This window comes from Rhizobium sp. SEMIA4064, assembly GCF_003025035.1.
Classification (GTDB): domain Bacteria; phylum Pseudomonadota; class Alphaproteobacteria; order Rhizobiales; family Rhizobiaceae; genus Rhizobium; species Rhizobium paranaense.
In genome coordinates this window covers 283,342-303,965 of record NZ_PYJN01000005.1, presented here as the reverse complement: position 1 = coordinate 303,965, position 20,624 = coordinate 283,342, and the positions used below count along the sequence as shown (strand labels likewise).

The 20,624-nt window shown below is 61.2% G+C and carries 21 protein-coding genes, 1 tRNA gene and 1 riboswitch; of the genes, 10 read left to right on the top strand and 12 right to left on the bottom strand.

What is annotated here, in order from left to right; translation table 11 throughout:
* Nucleotides 1-66: 66 nt before the first annotated feature.
* The 4 genes from C9E91_RS03295 (at nucleotide 67) to C9E91_RS03280 (ending at nucleotide 2,976) form a co-directional block, all read left to right on the top strand.
* Entirely contained in the window at nucleotides 67-495 is a 429-nt protein-coding gene (locus C9E91_RS03295) for a hypothetical protein (RefSeq protein ID WP_107106922.1), read from the top strand.
* Nucleotides 496-636: 141 nt separating this feature from the next.
* Nucleotides 637-1,302 carry a S24 family peptidase gene (locus C9E91_RS03290; RefSeq protein ID WP_107106921.1) on the top strand — a complete coding sequence of 222 codons (666 nt, stop codon included), beginning with the start codon at nucleotides 637-639 and terminating at the stop codon, nucleotides 1,300-1,302.
* Nucleotides 1,303-1,317: 15 nt separating this feature from the next.
* Nucleotides 1,318-2,481, top strand: a complete 1,164-nt coding sequence (locus C9E91_RS03285) for a thermonuclease family protein (RefSeq protein ID WP_107106920.1) — start codon at nucleotides 1,318-1,320, stop codon at nucleotides 2,479-2,481.
* 81 nt (nucleotides 2,482-2,562) lie between these two features.
* A complete protein-coding gene (locus tag C9E91_RS03280; RefSeq protein WP_107106919.1) occupies nucleotides 2,563-2,976 on the top strand; it encodes a tellurite resistance TerB family protein in 414 nt (137 codons plus the stop codon).
* Between the two features lie 9 nt (nucleotides 2,977-2,985).
* Here C9E91_RS03280 and C9E91_RS03275 read toward each other — a convergent pair whose 3' ends face one another.
* Nucleotides 2,986-3,783 (bottom strand): transporter substrate-binding domain-containing protein, encoded by a 798-nt coding sequence (locus C9E91_RS03275; RefSeq protein WP_245407410.1) that lies wholly within the window; start codon nucleotides 3,781-3,783, stop codon nucleotides 2,986-2,988.
* Between the two features lie 439 nt (nucleotides 3,784-4,222).
* Between C9E91_RS03275 and C9E91_RS03270 the strand changes: the two genes are divergently transcribed.
* Nucleotides 4,223-6,232: a methyl-accepting chemotaxis protein gene (locus tag C9E91_RS03270; protein WP_107107052.1), complete on the top strand. Its 2,010-nt coding sequence runs from the start codon at nucleotides 4,223-4,225 to the stop codon at nucleotides 6,230-6,232.
* An 85-nt stretch (nucleotides 6,233-6,317) separates the two neighbouring features.
* Here the strand turns inward: C9E91_RS03270 and C9E91_RS03265 are convergent, their stop codons facing one another.
* On the bottom strand, nucleotides 6,318-6,905 hold the full coding sequence (locus tag C9E91_RS03265; RefSeq protein ID WP_107107051.1) for an acyltransferase: 588 nt from the start codon (nucleotides 6,903-6,905) through the stop codon (nucleotides 6,318-6,320).
* 170 nt (nucleotides 6,906-7,075) lie between these two features.
* Here C9E91_RS03265 and C9E91_RS03260 point away from each other — a divergent pair, with 170 nt between their 5' ends.
* Both C9E91_RS03260 and C9E91_RS03255 read left to right on the top strand, forming a co-directional pair.
* Nucleotides 7,076-7,366: a BrnT family toxin gene (locus C9E91_RS03260; protein ID WP_107106917.1), complete on the top strand. Its 291-nt coding sequence runs from the start codon at nucleotides 7,076-7,078 to the stop codon at nucleotides 7,364-7,366.
* Nucleotides 7,366-7,683 (top strand): BrnA antitoxin family protein, encoded by a 318-nt coding sequence (locus C9E91_RS03255; RefSeq protein ID WP_107106916.1) that lies wholly within the window; start codon nucleotides 7,366-7,368, stop codon nucleotides 7,681-7,683. Before C9E91_RS03260 ends, C9E91_RS03255 begins: the two co-directional genes overlap by 1 nt.
* An 11-nt stretch (nucleotides 7,684-7,694) precedes the next feature.
* Here the strand turns inward: C9E91_RS03255 and C9E91_RS03250 are convergent.
* Both C9E91_RS03250 and C9E91_RS03245 read right to left on the bottom strand, forming a co-directional pair.
* Nucleotides 7,695-7,768 (bottom strand) — tRNA-Gly (locus tag C9E91_RS03250).
* A gap of 58 nt (nucleotides 7,769-7,826) precedes the next feature.
* Entirely contained in the window at nucleotides 7,827-8,921 is a 1,095-nt protein-coding gene (locus C9E91_RS03245; protein WP_181315996.1) for a 2'-deoxycytidine 5'-triphosphate deaminase, read from the bottom strand.
* A 168-nt stretch (nucleotides 8,922-9,089) separates the two neighbouring features.
* A riboswitch (SAM riboswitch) is annotated at nucleotides 9,090-9,168 on the top strand.
* 43 nt (nucleotides 9,169-9,211) lie between these two features.
* On the opposite strand from C9E91_RS03245, the gene C9E91_RS03240 reads away from it, so the two are divergent.
* Both C9E91_RS03240 and apaG read left to right on the top strand, forming a co-directional pair.
* On the top strand, nucleotides 9,212-10,396 hold the full coding sequence (locus tag C9E91_RS03240) for an O-succinylhomoserine sulfhydrylase (RefSeq protein WP_107106915.1): 1,185 nt from the start codon (nucleotides 9,212-9,214) through the stop codon (nucleotides 10,394-10,396).
* Nucleotides 10,397-10,721: 325 nt separating this feature from the next.
* Nucleotides 10,722-11,114, top strand: a complete 393-nt coding sequence (apaG, locus tag C9E91_RS03235) for a Co2+/Mg2+ efflux facilitator ApaG/CorD (RefSeq protein WP_107106914.1) — start codon at nucleotides 10,722-10,724, stop codon at nucleotides 11,112-11,114.
* 105 nt (nucleotides 11,115-11,219) lie between these two features.
* Here apaG and C9E91_RS03230 read toward each other — a convergent pair whose 3' ends face one another.
* The 3 genes from C9E91_RS03230 to C9E91_RS03220 form a co-directional block, all read right to left on the bottom strand.
* Nucleotides 11,220-12,209: an Hsp33 family molecular chaperone gene (locus tag C9E91_RS03230; protein WP_107106913.1), complete on the bottom strand. Its 990-nt coding sequence runs from the start codon at nucleotides 12,207-12,209 to the stop codon at nucleotides 11,220-11,222.
* 47 nt (nucleotides 12,210-12,256) lie between these two features.
* Complete coding sequence (gene argF / locus C9E91_RS03225; protein WP_104821927.1) at nucleotides 12,257-13,174, bottom strand: ornithine carbamoyltransferase; 918 nt, start codon at nucleotides 13,172-13,174, stop codon at nucleotides 12,257-12,259.
* 73 nt (nucleotides 13,175-13,247) lie between these two features.
* Nucleotides 13,248-14,447, bottom strand: coding sequence for an aspartate aminotransferase family protein (locus C9E91_RS03220; protein WP_107106912.1), 1,200 nt, complete (start codon nucleotides 14,445-14,447; stop codon nucleotides 13,248-13,250).
* A gap of 425 nt (nucleotides 14,448-14,872) precedes the next feature.
* On the opposite strand from C9E91_RS03220, the gene C9E91_RS03215 reads away from it, so the two are divergent.
* Nucleotides 14,873-15,397: a GcrA family cell cycle regulator gene (locus tag C9E91_RS03215; RefSeq protein ID WP_107106911.1), complete on the top strand. Its 525-nt coding sequence runs from the start codon at nucleotides 14,873-14,875 to the stop codon at nucleotides 15,395-15,397.
* A gap of 88 nt (nucleotides 15,398-15,485) precedes the next feature.
* Here the strand turns inward: C9E91_RS03215 and phoB are convergent, their stop codons facing one another.
* The 5 genes from phoB to pstC are packed head-to-tail and all read right to left on the bottom strand — an operon-like array spanning nucleotide 15,486 to nucleotide 20,610.
* The gene (gene phoB / locus C9E91_RS03210; protein WP_004128368.1) at nucleotides 15,486-16,169 is read right to left on the bottom strand and encodes a phosphate regulon transcriptional regulator PhoB; all 684 of its coding nucleotides are present in this window, start codon (nucleotides 16,167-16,169) and stop codon (nucleotides 15,486-15,488) included.
* A gap of 32 nt (nucleotides 16,170-16,201) precedes the next feature.
* Entirely contained in the window at nucleotides 16,202-16,915 is a 714-nt protein-coding gene (gene phoU, locus C9E91_RS03205) for a phosphate signaling complex protein PhoU (protein ID WP_107106910.1), read from the bottom strand.
* A gap of 52 nt (nucleotides 16,916-16,967) precedes the next feature.
* Nucleotides 16,968-17,783 carry a phosphate ABC transporter ATP-binding protein PstB gene (pstB, locus tag C9E91_RS03200; RefSeq protein WP_107106909.1) on the bottom strand — a complete coding sequence of 272 codons (816 nt, stop codon included), beginning with the start codon at nucleotides 17,781-17,783 and terminating at the stop codon, nucleotides 16,968-16,970.
* 14 nt (nucleotides 17,784-17,797) lie between these two features.
* Nucleotides 17,798-19,132 carry a phosphate ABC transporter permease PstA gene (gene pstA, locus C9E91_RS03195; RefSeq protein ID WP_107106908.1) on the bottom strand — a complete coding sequence of 445 codons (1,335 nt, stop codon included), beginning with the start codon at nucleotides 19,130-19,132 and terminating at the stop codon, nucleotides 17,798-17,800.
* Nucleotides 19,129-20,610, bottom strand: a complete 1,482-nt coding sequence (gene pstC / locus C9E91_RS03190) for a phosphate ABC transporter permease subunit PstC (RefSeq protein WP_107106907.1) — start codon at nucleotides 20,608-20,610, stop codon at nucleotides 19,129-19,131. Before pstC ends, pstA begins: the two co-directional genes overlap by 4 nt.
* Nucleotides 20,611-20,624: the final 14 nt, after the last annotated feature.

The window sequence follows — 20,624 nt, the reverse complement described above, 5'->3', positions numbered from 1 at the left end:
TGTCCACGGGGATCACCGGGAAAAGTGCAGATGGATGCACATTAAGCAGAAAATTCGGAGGATGACATGACGAAGGAAATGGTATCAGGCCTTGCGGCCCTCATCCTGCCTGCCGCTCTTCTTCTCGCCACGCCCGGCTACGCCGCGGAGCCGGACCCCACGCGCTTCCAGCTCGAGCGCAGCGGCGATCATTTCGTCCGTTTGGATAAGCAAACCGGTGCCATGTCGATCTGCCAGGATCAGAACGGCAATCTGGTCTGCCGCATGGCCGCCGATGAGCGCGCGGCCTATGAAAACGAACTCGATCGCCTCTCCGAGCGCGTCTCGAAGCTGGAAAAGACGGTCGCCTCAAGCAGCGGATCGAACCTGCCGAGCGACGCCGACATCGATCGGACCCTTGGGATCATGGAGAAATTCATGCGTGGCTTCATGGGAATGGCGAAGGAATTCCAGAAGGAAGCGCCCGACACCCAGGCGCAGCCGCAGAAGACCTGAAGCTACTGGAATCAAAAAGCGAAAGCAAGGGGACAAAGGACCTTATTCCTACGCCGCCCTTTACTCGTGAAAAAGCCTCGGTTAACCTTTCTTTAGGGGTCAAACGCCGAACATTCCGGCTTCCGAGTGTGCTGAACCGCAATGTTGTCACATGAGCAGATATGGAGCGCGATCGACAGGCTTGCCGAACGGCATGCCCTGACGGCATCCGGTCTTGCCCGGCGCGCCGGCCTCGACCCCACATCGTTCAACAAGTCGAAGCGGCTGAGCCAGGACGGACGTTTGCGCTGGCCCTCGACGGAATCGATCGCCAAGGTGCTGGATGCGACCGGAGCCAGCATGGAGCAGTTTCTCGGCTGCATGCGCTCGGTGGAAAGCACAAGCAGCGCAGCCGACCGCGCTTTTCCTTTGCCGACAAGCTCCATCCCCTTGCTCGGCTTCGCCCAAGCCGGCGCTGGCGGCTTTTTCGATGACGGCGGCTTTCCGGTCGGCCAGGGGTGGGACATGGTGGAGTTTCCGGTGTCCCCCGGGCAAAAGGGCGGCGTCTATGCGCTTGAAGTGCAGGGCGAGAGCATGCTGCCGCTCTACCGGGATGGCGATGTGCTGATCGTCGAACCGGGGGCACAAATCAGGCGCAATGATCGGGTAGTCGTCAAGACCCGCGAGGGCGAGGTCATGGCCAAGGTGCTGCTGCGACAGACCGCGCGGTCGATAGAACTGCTGTCGCTCAACCCCGAGCATCCGAATCGGAGCTTCGATCTTGCGGATGTGGAGTGGATTGCGCGCATCATCTGGGCCAGCCAATAGGAAAGTTTTCTCGTTATGCGTCGTGATGTTTGGCTGGCAAGTTTGGCAGGTGTGGTCCTCGGTTCGTGGGTGACGCTGGTTGCCGTGCAGGTCGAGGAGCATGGTTTCAGTTTGTCGAACAGAGCCGGAACCGAAAGCGCACCTGTCGTGAGCGCACCAACGGAAACGGCAAAGGCAGTCACCCCGGCAACAGCCACCTCGGCCCAGCAGCCTGCCGATACGACGAAGCCGGACGGCAAGACCGCGGTGCAACCTGCTGCCGTCGCCGCGCAAGCGACGCCAGCCGCAACGACTACTGTAGCCGCCAACGGCGATCAGTCGGCTACAACAAGCTCAGACGCAACGGCATCGCCCCCCACTCCGGCGCCCACCGCAACGCCGACGTCAACGCTGGAAGGCACGGCGAAAGCTCTTGTCGCCACCAGCTCGGATCAAATTAACAAAGACCAATCCGCAGCGGTCCAGCAGCCGACCATATTGCCCGAAAGCAAGGCGTCCGCCGAGTTGGCGCAGCCGCAGGCGACACCAGTAAATCCGGGCGAGACGCAAGTGGCGCAGGCAACGCCGACAAACCCGGCGCCGTCGAACCAAACCGATGCGTACCAAACGCCGGCGAGCCGGATGCCGGCCGACCAGATGGACAGGGAGCAGGCGGCCGAGGCCCTCAGGACCGAGCCTGCTGAACCGCCATCGCAGCAGGCGTCGACCGGCAGCGACGAAAAGCCGATCGAGCAAGCAAAGCCGGTGGAACTGGTGCGGCCATTTTCGGACCGCGCCGGCATATTGACCATTGCCGGCAAGAGCGTGCAGCTCCCCGGCATCATTCCGACCGATGTCGAGCGGATGTGCACCGGGCCGAATGGCAAGAGCTGGCCCTGCGGGGCGGCGGCGCGTACCGCTTTCCGCATGTATCTGCGCGGCCGCACCATCGACTGCGACCTGCCGAACCCGACCTGGCAAGGTACGGTGACCGGCGCCTGCCGCTATGTTCGCGTCGATCTCAGCGAATGGCTGGTGCGTTTCGGCTGGGCCGAGCCTGAGGCTGGATCGCCCTTGGTCGCCCTTGCGGAACAGGCAAAGCAGCAGAAACGCGGTATCTACGGCGACGATCCGCGAGCGGGCGGAAAATCGACGCTCGCTCCTCCGCCGGCCAAGGAAAATCCGCTCAATCCGATCTGACGTCATGCTTCCAACACGCGCTCTTGTCATGAGAGGCGCGACTTTCTAGTCTGCTGCCAAATTGAAGGATTTTGCACTGCCATGAACAAGCCGCTTTCCGCCCATGAAGCCCTGATCTACGTCATGGTGATCGCATCCGCCGTCGATCGGACCATGAACGACAAGGAATTGGGCCGGATTGGCGAGCTGATCCACGCACTGCCGGTTTTCGACGGCTTCGATGACGAGCGACTGATCTCCGTTTCGCGCGATTGCGCCAAGCTTCTCGCTGGCAACGAAGGGCTCGATATTGTGCTGGAAACCGTGCGCGACACCCTGCCGGCGCGGCTCTACGACACTGCCTATGCACTTGCCGTCGAGGTGGCCTCTGCCGATTTCTCGGTCAAGGCAGAGGAACTGCGCCTGCTCAGCCTGCTGCGCGACCGTCTCGGTCTCGACAAGCTGACCTGTGCCGCCATCGAGCGCAGCGCTATTGCCCGCTACCGCAAGGGCTGAGACGCTTCATCAATAAAGTCCGTAGGGAAAATATCGCAGATAGATTTCCTGCAGCCGGCTGTCGCGGGACAATGTTGCCAGCGCGTGATTGATCGCGGCCGTCAGATCGGCGTCCTGCTGCCGCAACATGATGGTCATGCCCTCGCCCAGGAATTGCTGGGAGAGATAGGGGCCATCAAACAGCGCGCAGCATTTTTCAGCCGATGACGACGATACCCAGAAGGACAGTTGCAACCCATCGGCAAAGGCAGCGTCGACCTTGCCGTCCTTCACCGCCGTTAGCAGCGCGTTCTTGTCGTCAAAGGGAACCTGCTTGATGTCGGGGAAAAAGGCGGCGAGCATCGACTCATGCGCCGTGCGCTTGACCACGCCCACAGAATGACCGGCAAGGGCGGCGGCCGTCGTGCCGTCGATCGACGCCTTGAGATTGCGGACGAAGCGGGCAGGCAACATCAGGAAGGGACGCGAAAAGGCAAAGCTCTTGCGCAGCTCAGGCGTCACGGCGACGCCGGCAATCACCGCATCACCTTGCGAGGCGGATAGCGCGCCCTGCAATTCATCGAATGGCAGCGCCTGGATCTGACATTTGTCCGATATGCCGAGCTCGTCGCAAATCTCGCGCGCAAGATCGACATGAAAGCCGGCGAGCTTGCCGTTCTGATCGGCGAAATTGAAAGGCGGAAAGTCGACGGAGGTCAGGAAGCGAAGCCTGACCAGCGAAGAAAGGTCTGGCTTCGGCAGCCGCTCTCGCGAGTCGAACAGGATCGGTAGGCCGGAGGGTGGCGCCTCCTGGGCGGCCAGAGGCATGGCGCAGGACGCGGAAAGCAGCGCCACGCATGCCACGCGCCTGGCCAAGGATTCCAACGACGAAAGGCAAACACGCATGACGATGATCCCCTCCGGTCGGTTCGCGGTTTCCGATTTCGAAACCGGTGTAACAGAGTCGTGCCGAGGGGAGAATGCAATAGCCGGAAAAAGCGGGGATAGCCGGCAGAATCGGGCCTGAAAGATACTGATGTTAGCGGTCGATTAAGCTCTATCGATTCTATTTGGCATCGACGACGTCGGCTCCCGAAGCTGATCGCATGACGCAGGTCGTCCGAACCTTGCTGGCCAAGGTATCTCATAAAATTCGGCTTCACTTGCGTGCATCAGGCAGCAAGCGCGACGTCCATCTTTTCTCCAGGGAAAGCGGATCATGGCGCGCTGTCGTTGGTGCTGCGCGATATCCTTCGGGCGGATCGTCATGTTCAGGAACCTGAAAATCAAAACCAAGATGCTCGCCGTGATCCTCTTTCTCGGGATCATCTCTTTCGCCGGCTTGCTCTACATCGTCAGCGAATTCCGCAAAGCGGACGAGGTCTACAGCGCCTTCCTCGACAACGAGGCCGTTGCGGCGACGCAAGGCACGCGCTCCAGCACATCCGTTCTCGCCTCCGTGCTGCAGGCAAGCATGATGCTGAATTTCGATCCCGACAGCGACGTCTTCAAGACGGTCGCAGCGGGCAAGAGCCGTTTCGCGGAGGCCAAGGATCGGTTGAAACAAGCCGAAATCCAGGTTCCTGCGCAAAAGGCTCAAATCGATGTGATCCTCGCGGGCATAGACGAACTGGAAGCGCTGACGAACAAAATGATCGACCAGCGCAAGAGCGGCGACGTCAAAGGCGCGACCGCAACCATGATCGCCGTCAGCGACAAGTTGACCGCGCTCGTTGCCAAGATGCAGGCGGACAACAACGAGTTGACCGACCGGATGGACAAGGGCGCCGATGACGTGTCGGCCCACGTCAACACCACAATCAACTACACGCTCGCCATTTTCGGCACTCTGACGTTTCTGGCCATCGGCCTTGGCCTCTATGTCGCGCAGACCGAAATTGCGACACCGTTGGCGCGCCTGCATCGCCGCATGGTGACGCTTACCAGCGGCGACACGACGAGCGAGATCGAGGGTCTCGACCGCCGCGACGAAATCGGTCAAATGGCCTCGGCAGTTTCCGTTTTCCGCGACAACGCCATCGAACGCGCCCGGCTGGAAGCGCAGGCCGAAGCCGACCGTAACCTCAGCGACAGCGAACGCGCCGAACGTGAGGCGCAGCGGGTGGCAGAAGACGCGCATCTGCAGCAGGCAGTGCAGGCGCTCGGCGACGGCCTGAAGCGTCTGGCCGACGGCGATCTCGTCACCCACATCAACACGCAGTTCGTCGCCCATCTCGACCAGCTACGGCAGGATTTCAACAATTCGCTGATCAAGCTGAACGAGGCGATGCAGGCGGTCGGCGCCAATGCGCGCGCCATCAATGCCGGCGCCAACGAGATCCGCGGTTCCGCTGAAGAGCTTTCCAAGCGGACTGAACAACAGGCCGCCGCCGTCGAAGAAACGGCGGCCGCCCTGGAACAAATCACCACCACGGTCAAGGACGCGGCCAAGCGGGCGGAAGAAGCAAGCCAGCTTGTCGCCCACACCCGCGCCGGCGCCGAACGGTCCGGCGAGATCGTCCGCAACGCCGTCAGCGCCATGCAGCAGATCGAGAAATCCTCCTCCGAGATCGGCAACATCATCGGCGTGATCGACGACATCGCTTTTCAGACCAACCTTCTCGCTTTGAACGCCGGTGTCGAAGCAGCCCGCGCCGGTGAAGCCGGCAAGGGCTTTGCGGTCGTCGCCCAGGAAGTGCGCGAACTGGCGCAGCGCTCGGCCAATGCCGCCAAGGAGATCAAATCGCTGATCACCGCGTCCAGCACGCATGTGCAGACCGGCGTCGATCTCGTCGACGAGACCGGCAAGGCGCTCGACGCCATCGTCTCGGAAGTGCAGGAGATCAACCGGCATGTGCATGCCATTGCCGAAGCCTCCCGCGAACAATCGGCGGGCCTGCAGGAGATCAATACCGCCGTCAACGCCATGGACCACGGCACGCAGCAGAACGCCGCCATGGTCGAGGAGAGCACAGCCTCCAGCCAGAGCCTGGCAACGGAAGCCGCCTCGCTGACGGCCCTGCTCGGCCAGTTCCGCATGACCGGAACCGAAGGTAGTTACGTTGCTTCCGCGGCCCCGTCGAGCCACGCGCCGCGCATCTCCACCCGCCCCGCACCGCGACCGGCTGTTGCTCCGGTTCGTGCCGTCGAAGGGACGAAGGCACGCCCGGCCCCCTCACCCGCCCGCGCGCTCGGCCAGAAGCTGATGAGCGCCTTTGGCGGCAACAGCCAGACAGTTTCGGCTCCCCCAAAGGACGCGGACTGGACGGAATTCTGAGGCCGTCAGCGCTGCTCGGCGCTATAACTCCACATGAAAACAGGCGGGACGCTTCATCGCATCCCGCCTGTTTCTTTGAAGGGGCCTATTGATCCGTTTTTCTTTTGGAGAAAGAAAGCCGTTCGACATTCGCGTGGCTGACGCCGCCCGTTTCACCCCGCCACCTGACCAGCCGCGCGGGAGCGCCGACATAGATGCCATAGGGTTCGGTCTTTCCCTTGACGACGGCATTGGCGCCGATGACGCATCCTTTGGATATATGGGAGCCGCCAAGGATTTTCGCCCCGGCGCCGATCCAGACATCGTCTTCGATGACAACCGGCTTCTTGGTGACGCCCTGCATGCGAATGGGCTGTGTTGGATCATCGAAATTGTGGTCGAACGAAACCACCATGGCATGAGCGGCGATCCGCACATCATTGCCGATCGTGATGCCGCCGCGCCCGAGCAGAATGGCGTAGTCGTTGAGGGAGACGCTCCGGCCGATCTCGATGCTGCCGCGTTGGGCATCGATGACGATCCCCTTGCGGAGAAAGGCCTTTGGCCCGATGCTGACGCTGCCATCCTTCCAGATAATCGTCGCACTGGGCGGCACCTTGGTGCGGCGGGAAATCTTCAACACGCCGCGCGTGAAGACCGCCCTCAACCTGTAAAACAGCGCAACATTGAGCATCGGCATCCGCTCCAGTTAAGGGATGACCTTCTGGCACGAATGTCTGGCATTAACCTGAATAAGGACGGGTATTCACCTCAGCGGCCGTTCCATCGCAGCCTTCCGCGAGGGATTTGCTGAAACGCTACAGACGAAGATGCCGTTCTTGACATTGCAGCCTTTTTGTATATATGAAAACTGTTGGCAAACTTTTAGTTTTCGTATATACAAAATCTAATGAAATTACTTGGGACGAGCCGAAGCGAATAGCCAATTTGGAGAAGCACGGCCTTGACTTTGCCGCTCTATCTCTCGAATTCTTCCTGAATTCCATTGTGATCCCCGCGAAGAAGAATCGCCCCCAGGCTATCGGCAAGATGCAAGACGGCACGATTTCAGTGATCTTCGGCACCCTTGGTTCGGAAGGCATATCCGTCATTTCCATGCGCCGCGCCAATAGTAAAGAAAGGAGCCTGCTCTGATGGTTGTCAAATTTGAACGTCCGCGTTCCTTCAAAGAAGGCCGAGGTTATACGAAGCAGGATTGGGATGAGGTTTCCGACAACCCGCCAGTCACGGAAGAGACGTTACGAAAGGCCAAGCCGTTTACGGAGGCATTCCCTGAACTCACCGAGGAAATCCGCAGGAATCTAGGCGGGCGTCCCAAATCGGAAAATCCCAAGCTTGCCGTCAGCATTCGCCTGGACCGTGATGTTGTCGAAGCTTTCAAGGCGGACGGCGAAGGCTGGCAAAGCCGTATAAACGAGGCTCTGCGGAAGGCCGCTGGTCTATTGAGGTAAATTGAAATAGCTGGAGCGGGTGAAGGGAATCGAACCCTCGTATTCAGCTTGGGAAGCTGCTGCTCTACCATTGAGCTACACCCGCATGACATCCAGAGATGTCCAACAGTTGGCGGCCTGTGTCAAGGCCGCCAAATAGAGGATCACAGCCGGAAGTGCTTGGAAAGCTTCAGGCCCTGCGCCTGATAGTTTGAACCAACGCCGGAGCCATAGAGGCTTGAGGGTTGTTCCAGCATGTGCTCGTAGACCAGACGGCCGACGATCTGGCTGTCTTCGAGGATGAAGGGGACTTCGTGGCTGCGCACTTCCAGCACGGCGCGGCTGCCGCGGCCGCCGGCGGGTGCGTGGCCGAAGCCGGGGTCGAAAAAGCCCGCGTAATGAACGCGGAATTCGCCGACCAAGGGATCGAAGGGCGTCATTTCGGCGGCATAATGCGGCGGCACATGAACGGCTTCGCGCGAGACGAGAATGTAGAATTCGTCCGGATCGAGGATCAGTTCGGTCCGGCCACGGCTATAGAGCGGCTCCCAGAAATCGAAGATATCGTGCTGGGCCTTCTTGTCGACGTCGACGACAGCCGTGTGATGCTTGCCGCGATAGCCGATCAGGCCTTCCTTATCGCCCGCCAGATCGATCGAGAGCGCGATGCCGCCGCCGGTGACGTTCGGCTTCTTGCTGGCGACCAGCGTCTCGCTCTCGTGCAGCGCCAGCAGTTCCGGCTCGGAGAGCATGGCCTGGCCGACACGGAAGCGGATTTGCGACAGGCGCGAGCCGCGACGCACGACGATCGGGAAGGTGCGCGGACTGATTTCGAGATAGAGCGGGCCGGAATAGCCGGCCGGGATCTTGTCGAACTCCTGCGCGCGGTCGGTGATGACGCGGGTGAAGATATCCAGGCGGCCAGTCGAGCTTTTTGGATTGGCGGAAGCGGACATATCGGCCGGCAGGTCGAGCCGCTCCATTAGCGGGACGATGTAGACGCAGCCGGTTTCCAACACCGCGCCTTCCGAGAGATCGACGACGTGCAGCTTCAGCCGGTCGAGCTTGTCGGCGACAAGATGCGACGGGCCGGGCATGAAGCTGGCGCGGACACGGAAAGCATGCGCACTGAGCCTGAGATCCAGGCTCGCCGGCTGGATCTGATCGACATCCAGTTCTTTTTCGCTCGTCAGCCGTCCCGCTTCGAAGAGCGCTGCAATGGCGCGATCGGCCAAAATTCCAGTAGTGCGAGCCATCATGCCTCTTTCCCAGCGTATGACAGGGCAAGTCGAGAACAAACTTGCCGGTTATGCGCCGTACAAATGTTACTGCGGCCTCAGCACATCCTGGCGGACGCGCGGGCAGTAATTTGCCGCAGACAAAACCAAACTCGGGGAATTGACGCAAGCGGTCAACGGCAGTATTGCAACTTATCCCGTGGTGATTTGGCCGGTCGGCTTGCAGCCACGTTAAACAAGTGGCTAAAAGGACCGGGGTTAAACCGGTCTGCTTTCGCGACCGGTTTTTTTGTTTTGAAAGTGGTGATGGCATGAGCAAGACTTGGCGCCCCGCAACCCAGCTCGTTCACGGTGGAACGCTCCGTTCGCAATTCGGCGAGACATCCGAAGCAATCTATCTGACGCAAGGCTTCGTCTACGACACGTCGGAAGCTGCCGAGGCCCGTTTCAAGGGTGAGACCGACGGCTTCATCTACGCCCGCTACGGCAGCCCGACGAACGACATGTTCGAAAAGCGCATGTGCGCTCTGGAAGGCGCCGAAGATGCCCGCGCCACCGCTTCCGGCATGGCCGCCGTTTCCGCCGCCATCCTCTGCCAGTTGAAGGCCGGTGATCATATCGTCGCAGCCCGCGCCCTCTTCGGCTCCTGCCGCTGGGTCGTCGAGACGCTGGCGCCGAAATACGGTATCCAATGCACGCTGGTGGACGGCCGCTTCATCGAGAACTGGGAAAAGGCGATCCAGCCGAATACCAAGGTCTTCTTCCTGGAGAGCCCGACCAACCCGACGCTGGAAGTGGTCGACATCGCCGCCGTCGCCAAGCTCGCCAACCAGATCGGCGCCAAGGTCGTGGTCGACAACGTTTTCGCGACGCCGCTGTTCCAGAAGCCGCTGGAACTCGGCGCCCACATCGTCGTCTATTCCGCCACCAAGCATATCGACGGCCAGGGCCGCTCGCTCGGCGGCGTCATCCTCTCCGACAAGCAGTGGATCGACGAGAACCTGCACGACTACTTCCGCCACACCGGCCCGGCCATGTCGCCGTTCACGGCCTGGACGCTGCTGAAGGGCATTGAAACCCTGCCGCTGCGCGTCAAGCAGCAGACGCAGAACGCAGCCAAGGTCGCCGACTTCCTCGCAGAGCAGAGCAAGGTCGGCAAAGTGATCTATCCCGGCCGCAAGGACCATCCGCAGGCCGACATCATCGCCAAGCAGATGACCGGCGGCTCGACGCTGGTGGCCTTCGAGCTGAAGGGCGGCAAGGAAGCGGCTTTCAAGCTGCAGAACGCGCTGGAGATCGTCAAGATTTCCAACAATCTCGGCGACTCGAAGAGCCTGATCACTCATCCCGCCACCACCACGCACAAGAACCTCACGGACGAAGCCCGTGCCGAACTCGGCATCTCGCCGGGAACCGTGCGCTTTTCGGCAGGGATCGAGGACAGCGAGGATCTGGTCGAAGATTTCGCCCGCGCACTGGCGCAGGTCTCCGGCTGACGTTCTACCCAAACCCGCCTGAATATTGTTCGGGCGGGCTTACACATCTTGAAAACAGACCGCGCGCCTATACTTTCGATCGCGGACGATTAACCTTTAGAGTTAGTCATAACATCTGAAAATCCGAAGGATTTAATCCGCTAAAGGCGTTTTCACCAATCCATTCCTTGACGGAACAGGTCGCTTTATAGGATACCCCTAAGTATCCCGCTTTCCGTGGGATCATAGAAAGCGGATAAGGTGCCCTAGACTTAAAATGCTGGAGCGTCCTTTGTGCGTTCGTTTGAGCGCGCGACGTTTCGGAGTAGTGACCAAGGTGTCAGGCATGTATCGCGCTCTAACACACGACATCGAAGTTGTTGTCGAACCCTTTTATCTGGAGGAGCAATCCGATCCGGATGACGATCGTTACGTCTGGGGTTATCGCATCGTGATTTCCAACCACTCGACCGTCTCCGTGCGGCTGGTGACGCGCTACTGGCACATCACCGATCAGAACGGCATGGTGGACGAAGTGACCGGACCCGGCGTTGTGGGTGAGCAGCCGAGGCTGCGGCCCGGCGATACCTATGAATATTCTTCTGGCTGTCCGCTCGACACACCCTCAGGCATGATGTTCGGCCACTACCAGATGGAGACGGACGACGGGAAGCTGTTTCACGTCAAAATCCCAGCCTTTTCGTTGGATACGCCCAACTTGCTGCGGACGCTGAACTGAGCCGATTGAAGCGGCTCAGCTTTTCGCGGAACCGCAACACCGTTTCATCTCTTTGTTCTTCGCAATGCCGGACGGAGAACTATCCCGCCCTTTTCCTGAAATCGCTCAGACTTCCGTCACCTCGGACACCTCGAAGCGATAGGTCGTCGAACAGAATTCGCAGGTGACGGCGATCTCGCCATTGTCCTGGCTCGCTTCGATCTCCTCGGCGGAGAAGCCGCGCAACACGCCCTTCAGCTTGTCGCGTGAACAGGTGCAGCGGTCGAAGACCGCCTTGGGCTCGTAGACGCGCACGCCGCGCTCATGGAAGAGGCGGTACAACAGACGCTCGGTGCCGACCTGCGGATCGGTCAATTCGTCGGCGTCGATGGTCTCGACCAGCGTGCGGGCTTCCGCCCAGGCATCATCCTCGACGTGTTCGCGCAGGCTCGTGTCGCCGTCTCCGCCGTGGAAATCCGGCTGGCGCATGCGCTCCGGTGCTTCCGGTAGGAACTGCGCGACAAGGCCGCCCGCCCGCCAGCGATGGCGCGGCTTGCCGGCCTCGTCGCGATCGAACAATTCGGCAGCGCCGAGGCGGACGCGCGTCGGAATCTGTTCCGACTGGCGGAAATAGGTGCCGGCAATCTCTTCGAGCGACGCACCGTCGAGCGCCACGATCCCCTGATAGGGCTGACTGAAGCGACCCTGATCGATGGTGAAGGCGAGGACGCCCTTGCCGAGCAACTGTTCCGGCTCGGTCTTGCCGGCGGCCACTGCCTGCGCCAGCGCCTCGTCATCGAAGCGGGCATAGGCGCGCACGTTCTCCGGCGTCGAAAAATCGGCGACCAGAAGGTCGACCGGTCCGTCGCTCTTCGTCTGTACGGTGAACTTGCCCTCGAACTTCAGCGAAGTGCCGAGCAATACGGTCAGCACCACCGCCTCGGCTAGCAACCGCGCGACAGGAGCCGGATAGCTGTGCCTAGCGAGAATTGCGTCCAACAGCGGCCCGAGCTGCACAGCGCGGCCACGGACATCAAGACCCTCTACCTGGAAGGGAACGACATGATCGTCGCCGGCAAAATCAAACTGACCCAGCGAGGCTGCACTTTCCGCCATTGCTCTACTCCTACTGCGCCCGCGACATCAAACGCGGTTCTATATCCTCAGATCGCGCCCAGGCACCAAGCAAGAATCGATTTTTGCGCATGAAGGCGGTTTTCCGCCTCATCGAAAACAACGGATTGCGGACCGTCGATCACCTCGTCCGTCACTTCCTCCCCGCGATGGGCGGGCAGGCAATGCATGAACAACGCGTCCTTGCCGGCCTGTGCCATCAAAGCCGCGTTGACCTGATAGGGCTGGAAGACGTTGTGACCGCGGGCCCGGTGCTCCTGATTCATGGAAACCCAGGTATCGGTTACCACACAATCGGCGCCGGCGACCGCACGGTCGGCATCATGCGAGAGCATGATTTCGGCGCCCTCGTTGCGGGCCCAGTTCAGATAGTGATCCTTGGGCTCAGAACCAAGGGGTACGGCCATGTTCATGCGATAGCCGAAACGGGCAGCTCCTTCGACCAGCGAATGCAGCACGTTGTTGCCGTCGCCGGTCCAGGCAATGGTCTTACCCTTGATCGGGCCACGATGCTCCTCAAAGGTCATGATGTCGGCCATGATCTGACAGGGATGCGTGTCGTCGGTCAGCGCGTTGATGACCGGCACGGTCGCGTGCTGGGCGAGTTCCAACAGGCGCGAATGTTCGGTCGTGCGGATCATGATCGCGTCGACATAGCGCGACAGCACCTTCGCCGTATCGCCGATCGTCTCGGCGCGGCCGAGCTGCATTTCCGTACCCGACAGGAACAGCGTCTCGCCGCCGAGCTGGCGCATGCCGACGTCGAAGGAGACGCGGGTGCGGGTGGACGGCTTCTCGAAGATCATCGCCAGCATCTTGCCGGCCAGCGGCTTGTCGGCCGCACCTGCCTTCAGCGCCTGCTTTCGCACGATGGCATCGTCAATGATGCTGCGCAGATCGGCAGCCGCGACGGCCGAGAGATCGAGAAAGTGTTTCGGTGAAGCCATGTCCCTACCTGTACTCCAGAAATGATAACGCCCGCTGTGAGGGCAAAAACGCCCCGATCAGCAGGCGTTGAACTCAAGCCGACTTCTTGACGCGGGCGGCGCGCAGAGATTCTGCAGCGCGTTCGATACGGACAAGGCCTTCGCGCGCCTCCTCGGCCGTGACCACCAGCGGCGGCAGCAGACGGATGACGTTGTCGCCGGCCGGCACACCCAGCAGATGTTCGGCGCGGATCGCCTGCAGTAGATCCGACTGCGGAATGGCAGCCTTGATGCCGAGCAGCAGCCCCTCGCCGCGGACATCCTCGATAATATCCGGAAAACGATCCTTGAGCGAGGCCAGACCCTGGCGGAAGACCAAGGCCACATCGCGCACATGCTGCAGGAAGCCATCCGACAGCACGACATCGAGCACGGCGTTGCCGACCGCCATGGCGAGCGGATTGCCGCCATAGGTCGAGCCATGCGTGCCCGCCTTCATGCCCGAGGCCGCCTCCGCGGTCGCAAGGCAGGCGCCGAGCGGAAAGCCACCGCCGATGCCCTTGGCGACAGCCATGATATCCGGCGTGATGCCGGCCCATTCATGGGCGAAGAGCTTGCCGGTGCGACCGACGCCACTCTGAACCTCGTCGAGGACCAGAAGCAGGCCATGCTCGTCGCAGATCTGACGCAGGCCGCGCAGGAACTCGTTGGTCGCCGGGCGGATACCGCCCTCGCCCTGCACCGGCTCGATCAGGATCGCAGCCGTAGCACCGGTAATCTCGGCACGCACGGCGTCGAGATCGCCGAAAGGCACCTGGTCGAAGCCGGGGGCCTTCGGGCCGAAACCTTCCAGGTATTTCTCCTGGCCGCCGGCAGCGATCGTCGCGATCGTGCGGCCATGGAAGGCGCCTTCGAAGGTGATGATATGGTATCTGTCGGGATGCCCCTTGAAGAACTGGTAGCGACGCGCCGTCTTGATGGCGCATTCCAGAGCCTCGGCTCCGGAATTGGTGAAGAACACCTTGTCGGCGAAGGTGGCGTCCGTCAGCCGCTTCGACAATTTCTCCTGGCCCGGCACCTCATAGAGGTTGGACAGGTGCCAGACCTTGTCAGCCTGCGACTTCAACTCTGCAACCAGATGGGGATGAGCGTGGCCAAGCGAATTCACCGCAACGCCGGCGGCAAAATCGAGGTAGCGCTCGCCGGTCTCCGTGATCAGCCACACGCCCTCGCCTCGCTCGAACCGCAGCGGAGCACGCATGTAGGTGTCATAAAGCGGCGCGGTTTCAGCCATGGCGCATTCTCCTCGATCACAACCTTTAGGGCCTGTCGTTTCCTTCGTGTGAAACGGGCCCCGGAAAATCAAAAATGCCGCCTTTCGGCGGCCTGAGCACTATTGATGTTTTGCACTGCGATGTCAACAAAACTGGCGATTTAGCAGGTGCGGCAGAGCGCCTCCGGAGGGAGGCCATCTCTTCGACAAGTTATATTGCATAAATGCCACTCACGTATAGCAAGTTGGGGAAAACCTCGAAATCGATTCCTCAAGAATCCCGCGACTCTTGTCACGGAGTCAGCCTCACACTAGGTTAAAAACCAATTACTAGACTGCATGCGGCGGAACTAGTCACCACAATTTTAAAGCGTTTCACGCCTCGACCCAATGCGAGGCAATGGTGAGGGATTCTGCCATCAGAAACGCGACAGCGGAGACAGGGCATGAATTGGACAGACGAACGCGTCGAGAAGCTGAAAAAGCTGTGGTCCGAAGGTTTGAGCGCCAGCCAGATCGCGGCACAGCTCGGTGGTGTCAGCCGTAATGCCGTCATCGGCAAAGTGCATCGCTTGAGCCTGCCAGGCCGAGCGAAGGCCGGTGGCGCAGCAACCGCAGCTCGAGCGCCGAAGCGCAATACCTCGGCCCCACGGGCGCCGAATTACGCCTCGCGCGTTGCAACCCGCACGGTTACCCGCCAGCAGGGTGCGACGATGCTCAAGGAAGAGGTCGAGATCGATACGGTCCACGAGATCGAATATCGCCCGGCCACCAATGTGGTCGTTCCGATCTCGCGCCGCCTCGGCCTGACGGAACTCACCGAACGCACCTGCAAGTGGCCGGTCGGCGACCCGCTGAAGGATGATTTTCACTTCTGCGGCAACGACAGCCCGGACTCCTCGCCCTACTGCACCTACCACCAGCGGCTGGCTTACCAGCCCGTGCATGAGCGGCGCCGGGCGGCACACTGAGCCATATCAACCATATGAAAAACGGGCCGAAAGGCCCGTTTTCTGTTTCCGCCGCCATGTTGGAGGACGGCCCGCCGGGTTTCCCCGATCAGGCCTCCATAGAATAACCCGCGCCGCGAACGGTGCGGATGACATCCTGCATATTGGAGAAATTCAGCGCTTTGCGCAGACGGCCGACATGCACGTCGACGGTGCGTTCGTCGACATAGATATCGTGCCCCCACACGCCGTCGAGCAACTGAGAGCGCGAGAAGACACGGCCGGGCGATGACATCAGGAATTCCAGCAGGCGGAATTCCGTCGGCCCCAACCGCACTTCACGGCTCTTGCGGTGGACGCGATGGGTCTCGCGGTCCAGTTCGATATCGCCACAGCGCAGGACCGTGGACAGAACCTCCGGGCGGGCTCGGCGCAGCATTGCCTTGACGCGGGCCATCAGCTCCGGCGTCGAGAACGGCTTGACGACATAGTCGTCCGCGCCGGTGGAAAGGCCGCGCACGCGCTCGCTTTCCTCGCCGCGAGCGGTGAGCATGATGATCGGCAGGCGCTCCGTCTCCGGCCGCATACGCAGCCGACGGCAGAGCTCGATGCCGGACACGCCGGGGAGCATCCAATCGAGGATCAGAAGATCGGGGATGCGCTCCTGGAGGCGCAGCTCGGCTTCGTCGCCTCTCAGGATAGTGTCGACCTCGAAGCCTTCCGCCTCGAGATTATAGCGCAGCAGAACGCTTAGCGCTTCCTCGTCTTCTACAACAGCTACTCTCGGAACCATGCGCCTCTGGTCTCCTTCTCTTGGCGTCTACTTTATTCCGTCACTGCACCGACGGTGTTGGCGGTATCGTCCTTCGGGCGCTCGCCTTCGGGCTGGGCACCGGTCGCCATGTAATAGATCGTCTCGGCGATGTTGGTGGCATGGTCGCCGATGCGCTCGATGTTCTTGGCGCAGAAAAGAAGATGCGTGCAGGTGGTGATGTTGCGCGGATCTTCCATCATGTAGGTCAGCATCTCGCGGAAGAGCGAGGTGTACATGGCGTCGATTTCCTCATCGCGCTCGCGGATCGACACGGCCTTGTCGGGCGAACGGGTCGAGTAGACGTCGAGCACTTCCTTGAGCTGGACGAGCGCCAGTTCGGAGAGGTGTTCGATGCCGCGGGCGAGACGCCGCGGAACGCCGGTGCCCTGCACGGCGATGACGCGCTTTGCGGTGTTCTTGCCGAGATCGCCAACGCGTTCCAGATCGGAAGCGATGCGGATGGAGCCCATGATTTCACGAAGGTCGGCAGCCATCGGCTGGCGGCGGGCGATGGTGACGATCGCCTTGTCGCCGACTTCGCGCTCGGCGTGGTCGAGAATGGCGTCGTCGGAGATGACCTTCTGCGCCAGAGCGGCATCGCCGTTGACCAGCGCGCGGACGCTGTCGCTGACCATCTGCTCCGCCAGGCCGCCCATTTCGGAAATGCGGCGCGTCAGGAACTTCAGGTCCTCGTCATAAGCAGAGAGAATGTGTGTAGAGACCATTTTTCTATCCTCAAGGTGAAAGGTGCGAAGGGAACCGCGCGGGGGAGCATCATCAGCCAAAACGGCCCATGATGTAATCCTGCGTGCGGAAATCATCGGGATTGGTGAACATCTTATCGGTATCGTTCTCCTCGACCAGATGGCCGAGATGAAACATTGCGGTACGCTGCGAAACGCGGGCTGCTTGCTGCATGGAATGCGTCACGATGACGATCGTGAAGTTTTCCCGAAGCTCATGAATGAGTTCCTCGACTTTGGCGGTGGCAATCGGATCGAGCGCCGAACACGGCTCGTCCATGAGAATGACCTCCGGACTGACAGCGACGGCACGGGCGATGCAAAGGCGCTGCTGCTGGCCGCCGGAGAGGCTGGTCCCTGCCTCAAAAAGCCGGTCCTTCACCTCGCCCCACAGCCCGGCCTTCTGAAGGCTGGTTTCGACGATATGGTCGAGATCGGTCTTGGACCGATGCAGGCCATGGATACGCGGGCCATAGGCGACATTCTCGTATATCGACTTCGGGAACGGATTGGGCTTCTGGAACACCATTCCGACGCGGGCGCGCAGCTCAACAACGTCGATGCTGTTGTCGTATATATCCTGATCGTCGAGCGTGATCTTGCCGGTGACGCGGCAGGTGTCGATCGTATCGTTCATGCGATTGAGGCAACGCAGGAAAGTGGACTTGCCGCAGCCGGAAGGACCGATCAGCGCGGTGACCGTGTTGGCGCGGATGTTCAGGTCGACATCGAACAGCGCACGCTTGTCGCCGTAATAGACCGAGACAGCCTGGCCGATCATCTTATAGGGGATCGTCATCATCTTCCTGGCCAGTGCTTTTTCGCTCGCGGCTTCCGTCATCATGTTCATTCCATCGCCTCCTGTCACCAGCGCCGCTCAAAGCGACGGCGCAGCAGGATGGCGCCGATGTTCATCGCAACGAGGAAGAAGAGCAGGACGATGATGGCCCCGGAGGTTCTTTCTACAAAAGCGCGCTCGGCTTCGCTCGCCCACATGTAGATTTGCACCGGCAAGGCCGTCGAAGGATCGAGCGGCCCCGCCGGATAATTGGCGACGAAGGCGACCATGCCGATCAGCAGCAACGGCGCGGTTTCGCCGAGCGCATGCGCCAGACCGAGGATCGTGCCCGTCAAGATACCGGGCATGGCGAGCGGCAGGACATGGTGGAACACCACCTGCATGCGCGAAGCGCCTAGGCCGAGGGCAGCGCTGCGGATCGACGGCGGCACGGCACGCAGCGCCGACCGCGTGGCGATAATGATCATCGGCAGCGTCATCAGGCTCAGCACCAGCCCGCCGACCAGCGAGGCGGAACGCGGCAGGCCCATGAAGTTGATGAAGACCGAGAGCCCGAGCAGGCCGTAGACGATCGACGGGACCGCAGCGAGATTGTTGATATTGACCTCGATCAGATCCGTCAGCCGGTTCTTCGGCGCGAACTCCTCAAGATAGATCGAGGCAGCAACGCCGACCGGCAGCGCCAGGACCAGCACGGTCAGCATGAGATAGAACGAGCCGATCAGCGCGACGCCGAGGCCCGCAGCCTCCGGGCGACTGGAATTGCCCGACAGGAACAGGCCGGAATTGAACGCTTCGTGCAGGGCGCCCGTGGCGGCGAGCTGCTTCATCCAGGCAATTTGCCGATCGGAGACCTTGCGATCCTTTTCGTCGGCCGTCAGGTCGATCTGTCCCTTGTTGGCGGAGTCGATATTGGCGCCGGCGAGGAAAGTGACCTTTACCGTCCTCCCGATGACAGACGGATCGGCCAGGACCCTCTCGCGCAAGGCAATCCGCGCGCCGTCCGATACCATTTCCGTCGCCTCGCGCACGAGCGCCCGATTGGAAGGATCGATGTCCAGCGCCTTCACCAGGGCGTCACGGATGAGAACGGGATAGTTGGCCGCGATCAGCACCTTCGGATCGCTGCCGCGCCTGCCTGAGGGATCGATGACCTTCTCGGTGAACTCGATTGGCAGGGTGATCGAGGTCTGCACAAAGGCGGTATAGCCGTGGCGTACCACTGTGGAGACCAGGATGATGAGGAAGACCAGGCCAAAGGTAACGGCGGCAAGGCCATAGGCGCGGAAACGCCGTTCAGCGGCGTAGCGTCGCCTGATGCCGATATCGCGCCGCAGCGGCGTGCCGGGTGTTAGCCCGCGCGGAACAGGCGACGGGGCGGAAGATACGACATCGCTCATTCGTATTGCTCCCTATACCGGCGCACGATGTAGAGCGCATAGACGTTCAGGCACAAGGTCAGGCCGAAGAGCGTGATGCCAAGCGCGAAGGCAACCAATGTCTGCGGCGAGGTGAATTCGAGGTCACCGGTCAACTGGTTGACGATCTTCACGGTGACCGTCGTCATCGGCTCGAAGGGGTCGAGCTGCATGCGGGCGGCAACGCCGGCAGCCAATACGACGATCATGGTCTCGCCGATCGCCCGCGACGCCGTCATCAACAGCGCGCCGACAATGCCCGGCAATGCGGCCGGCAGGAGGACGCGCTTGACCGTCTCCGACCGCGTTGCGCCAAGGCCGAGCGAACCATCGCGCAGCGAGCGCGGCACGGCCATGATGATATCGTCGGACAGCGAGGAGACGTAGGGGATGAGCATGACGCCCATGACGAAGCCGGCAGTCAGGACACTCTGCGCCTCGATGAAGCTCGTGTAACTGCCCGTCAGCAGGCCGTTGATGTCTGCGGAAATGTCGCGCAGGAATGGCCCGACGGTCACCAGGGCAAAAAAGCCATAGACGATGGTTGGAATGCCCGCGAGCACCTCAAGCATCGGTTTGGCGATGGAGCGCACGCGGGCCGAGGCATATTCGGCCATGTAGATCGCGGCAAACAGCCCGACGGGCACCGCAACCAGCATGGCGACGAAGCCGATATAAAGCGTGCCGGCCAGCAACGGAATGAGGCCGAAGGTACCCGATGTCCGCGCGCCGGCGCCGGTAAAGCCCGGATCCCAGACAGTGCCGAAGAAGAACTCGGCGGCAGGAACCATGTTGAAGAAGCGGGCGGCCTCCGACAGCATCGAAGCAGCGATGCCGACCGTCGTCAGCACAGCGATGGACGAGGCCACGATCAGACCGCCGAGAATGACCTGCTCCACCCGGTTGCGGGCGCGAAAGCGCGGCGCGATGGCGCGCAAGCCGTGGATGGCGCAGAGCAACGAAAGAATGATGGCCGCGACGGACATGACGACACGGCTCACACCCCGCATACCGTTATATTGATTGGCGGCGTCGATCATATAGCCGGTCGGCCGGGCGGCGAGCGGGACGCCTTTTTGCGCCAGGGCCAATTGAAGATCGGCCGAGCCGTTGGCGACGGCGGCAAGTTCCTGGTCATCGAGCTGGCGCATGCCATGGGCCAGGCTGCGTACCATGCTGTAGCTGAGTTTGAGTTCGGCCGTCGGAAGGGATTTCACCTCCTCCGGAAAGGAACCGACCACGAAACGATCGATCACCTCCGGACTGATCACCAGCCAGGCGCAGATCAGCGCCAATGCCGGCAATACCGCCCAGATGGCGGCATAGGCGCCGTGATAGCCGAGCCGCGAATGCATGGCCGAGGACCTGTTGCCCGACAGTGCAGCCGCTCTCGTCCGCCCCAGCACGAAGGCAAGGGCGCCGATGATCGACAGGCACGACAGCAACAGTGACAAACTCATTCCTATTCCCCGAC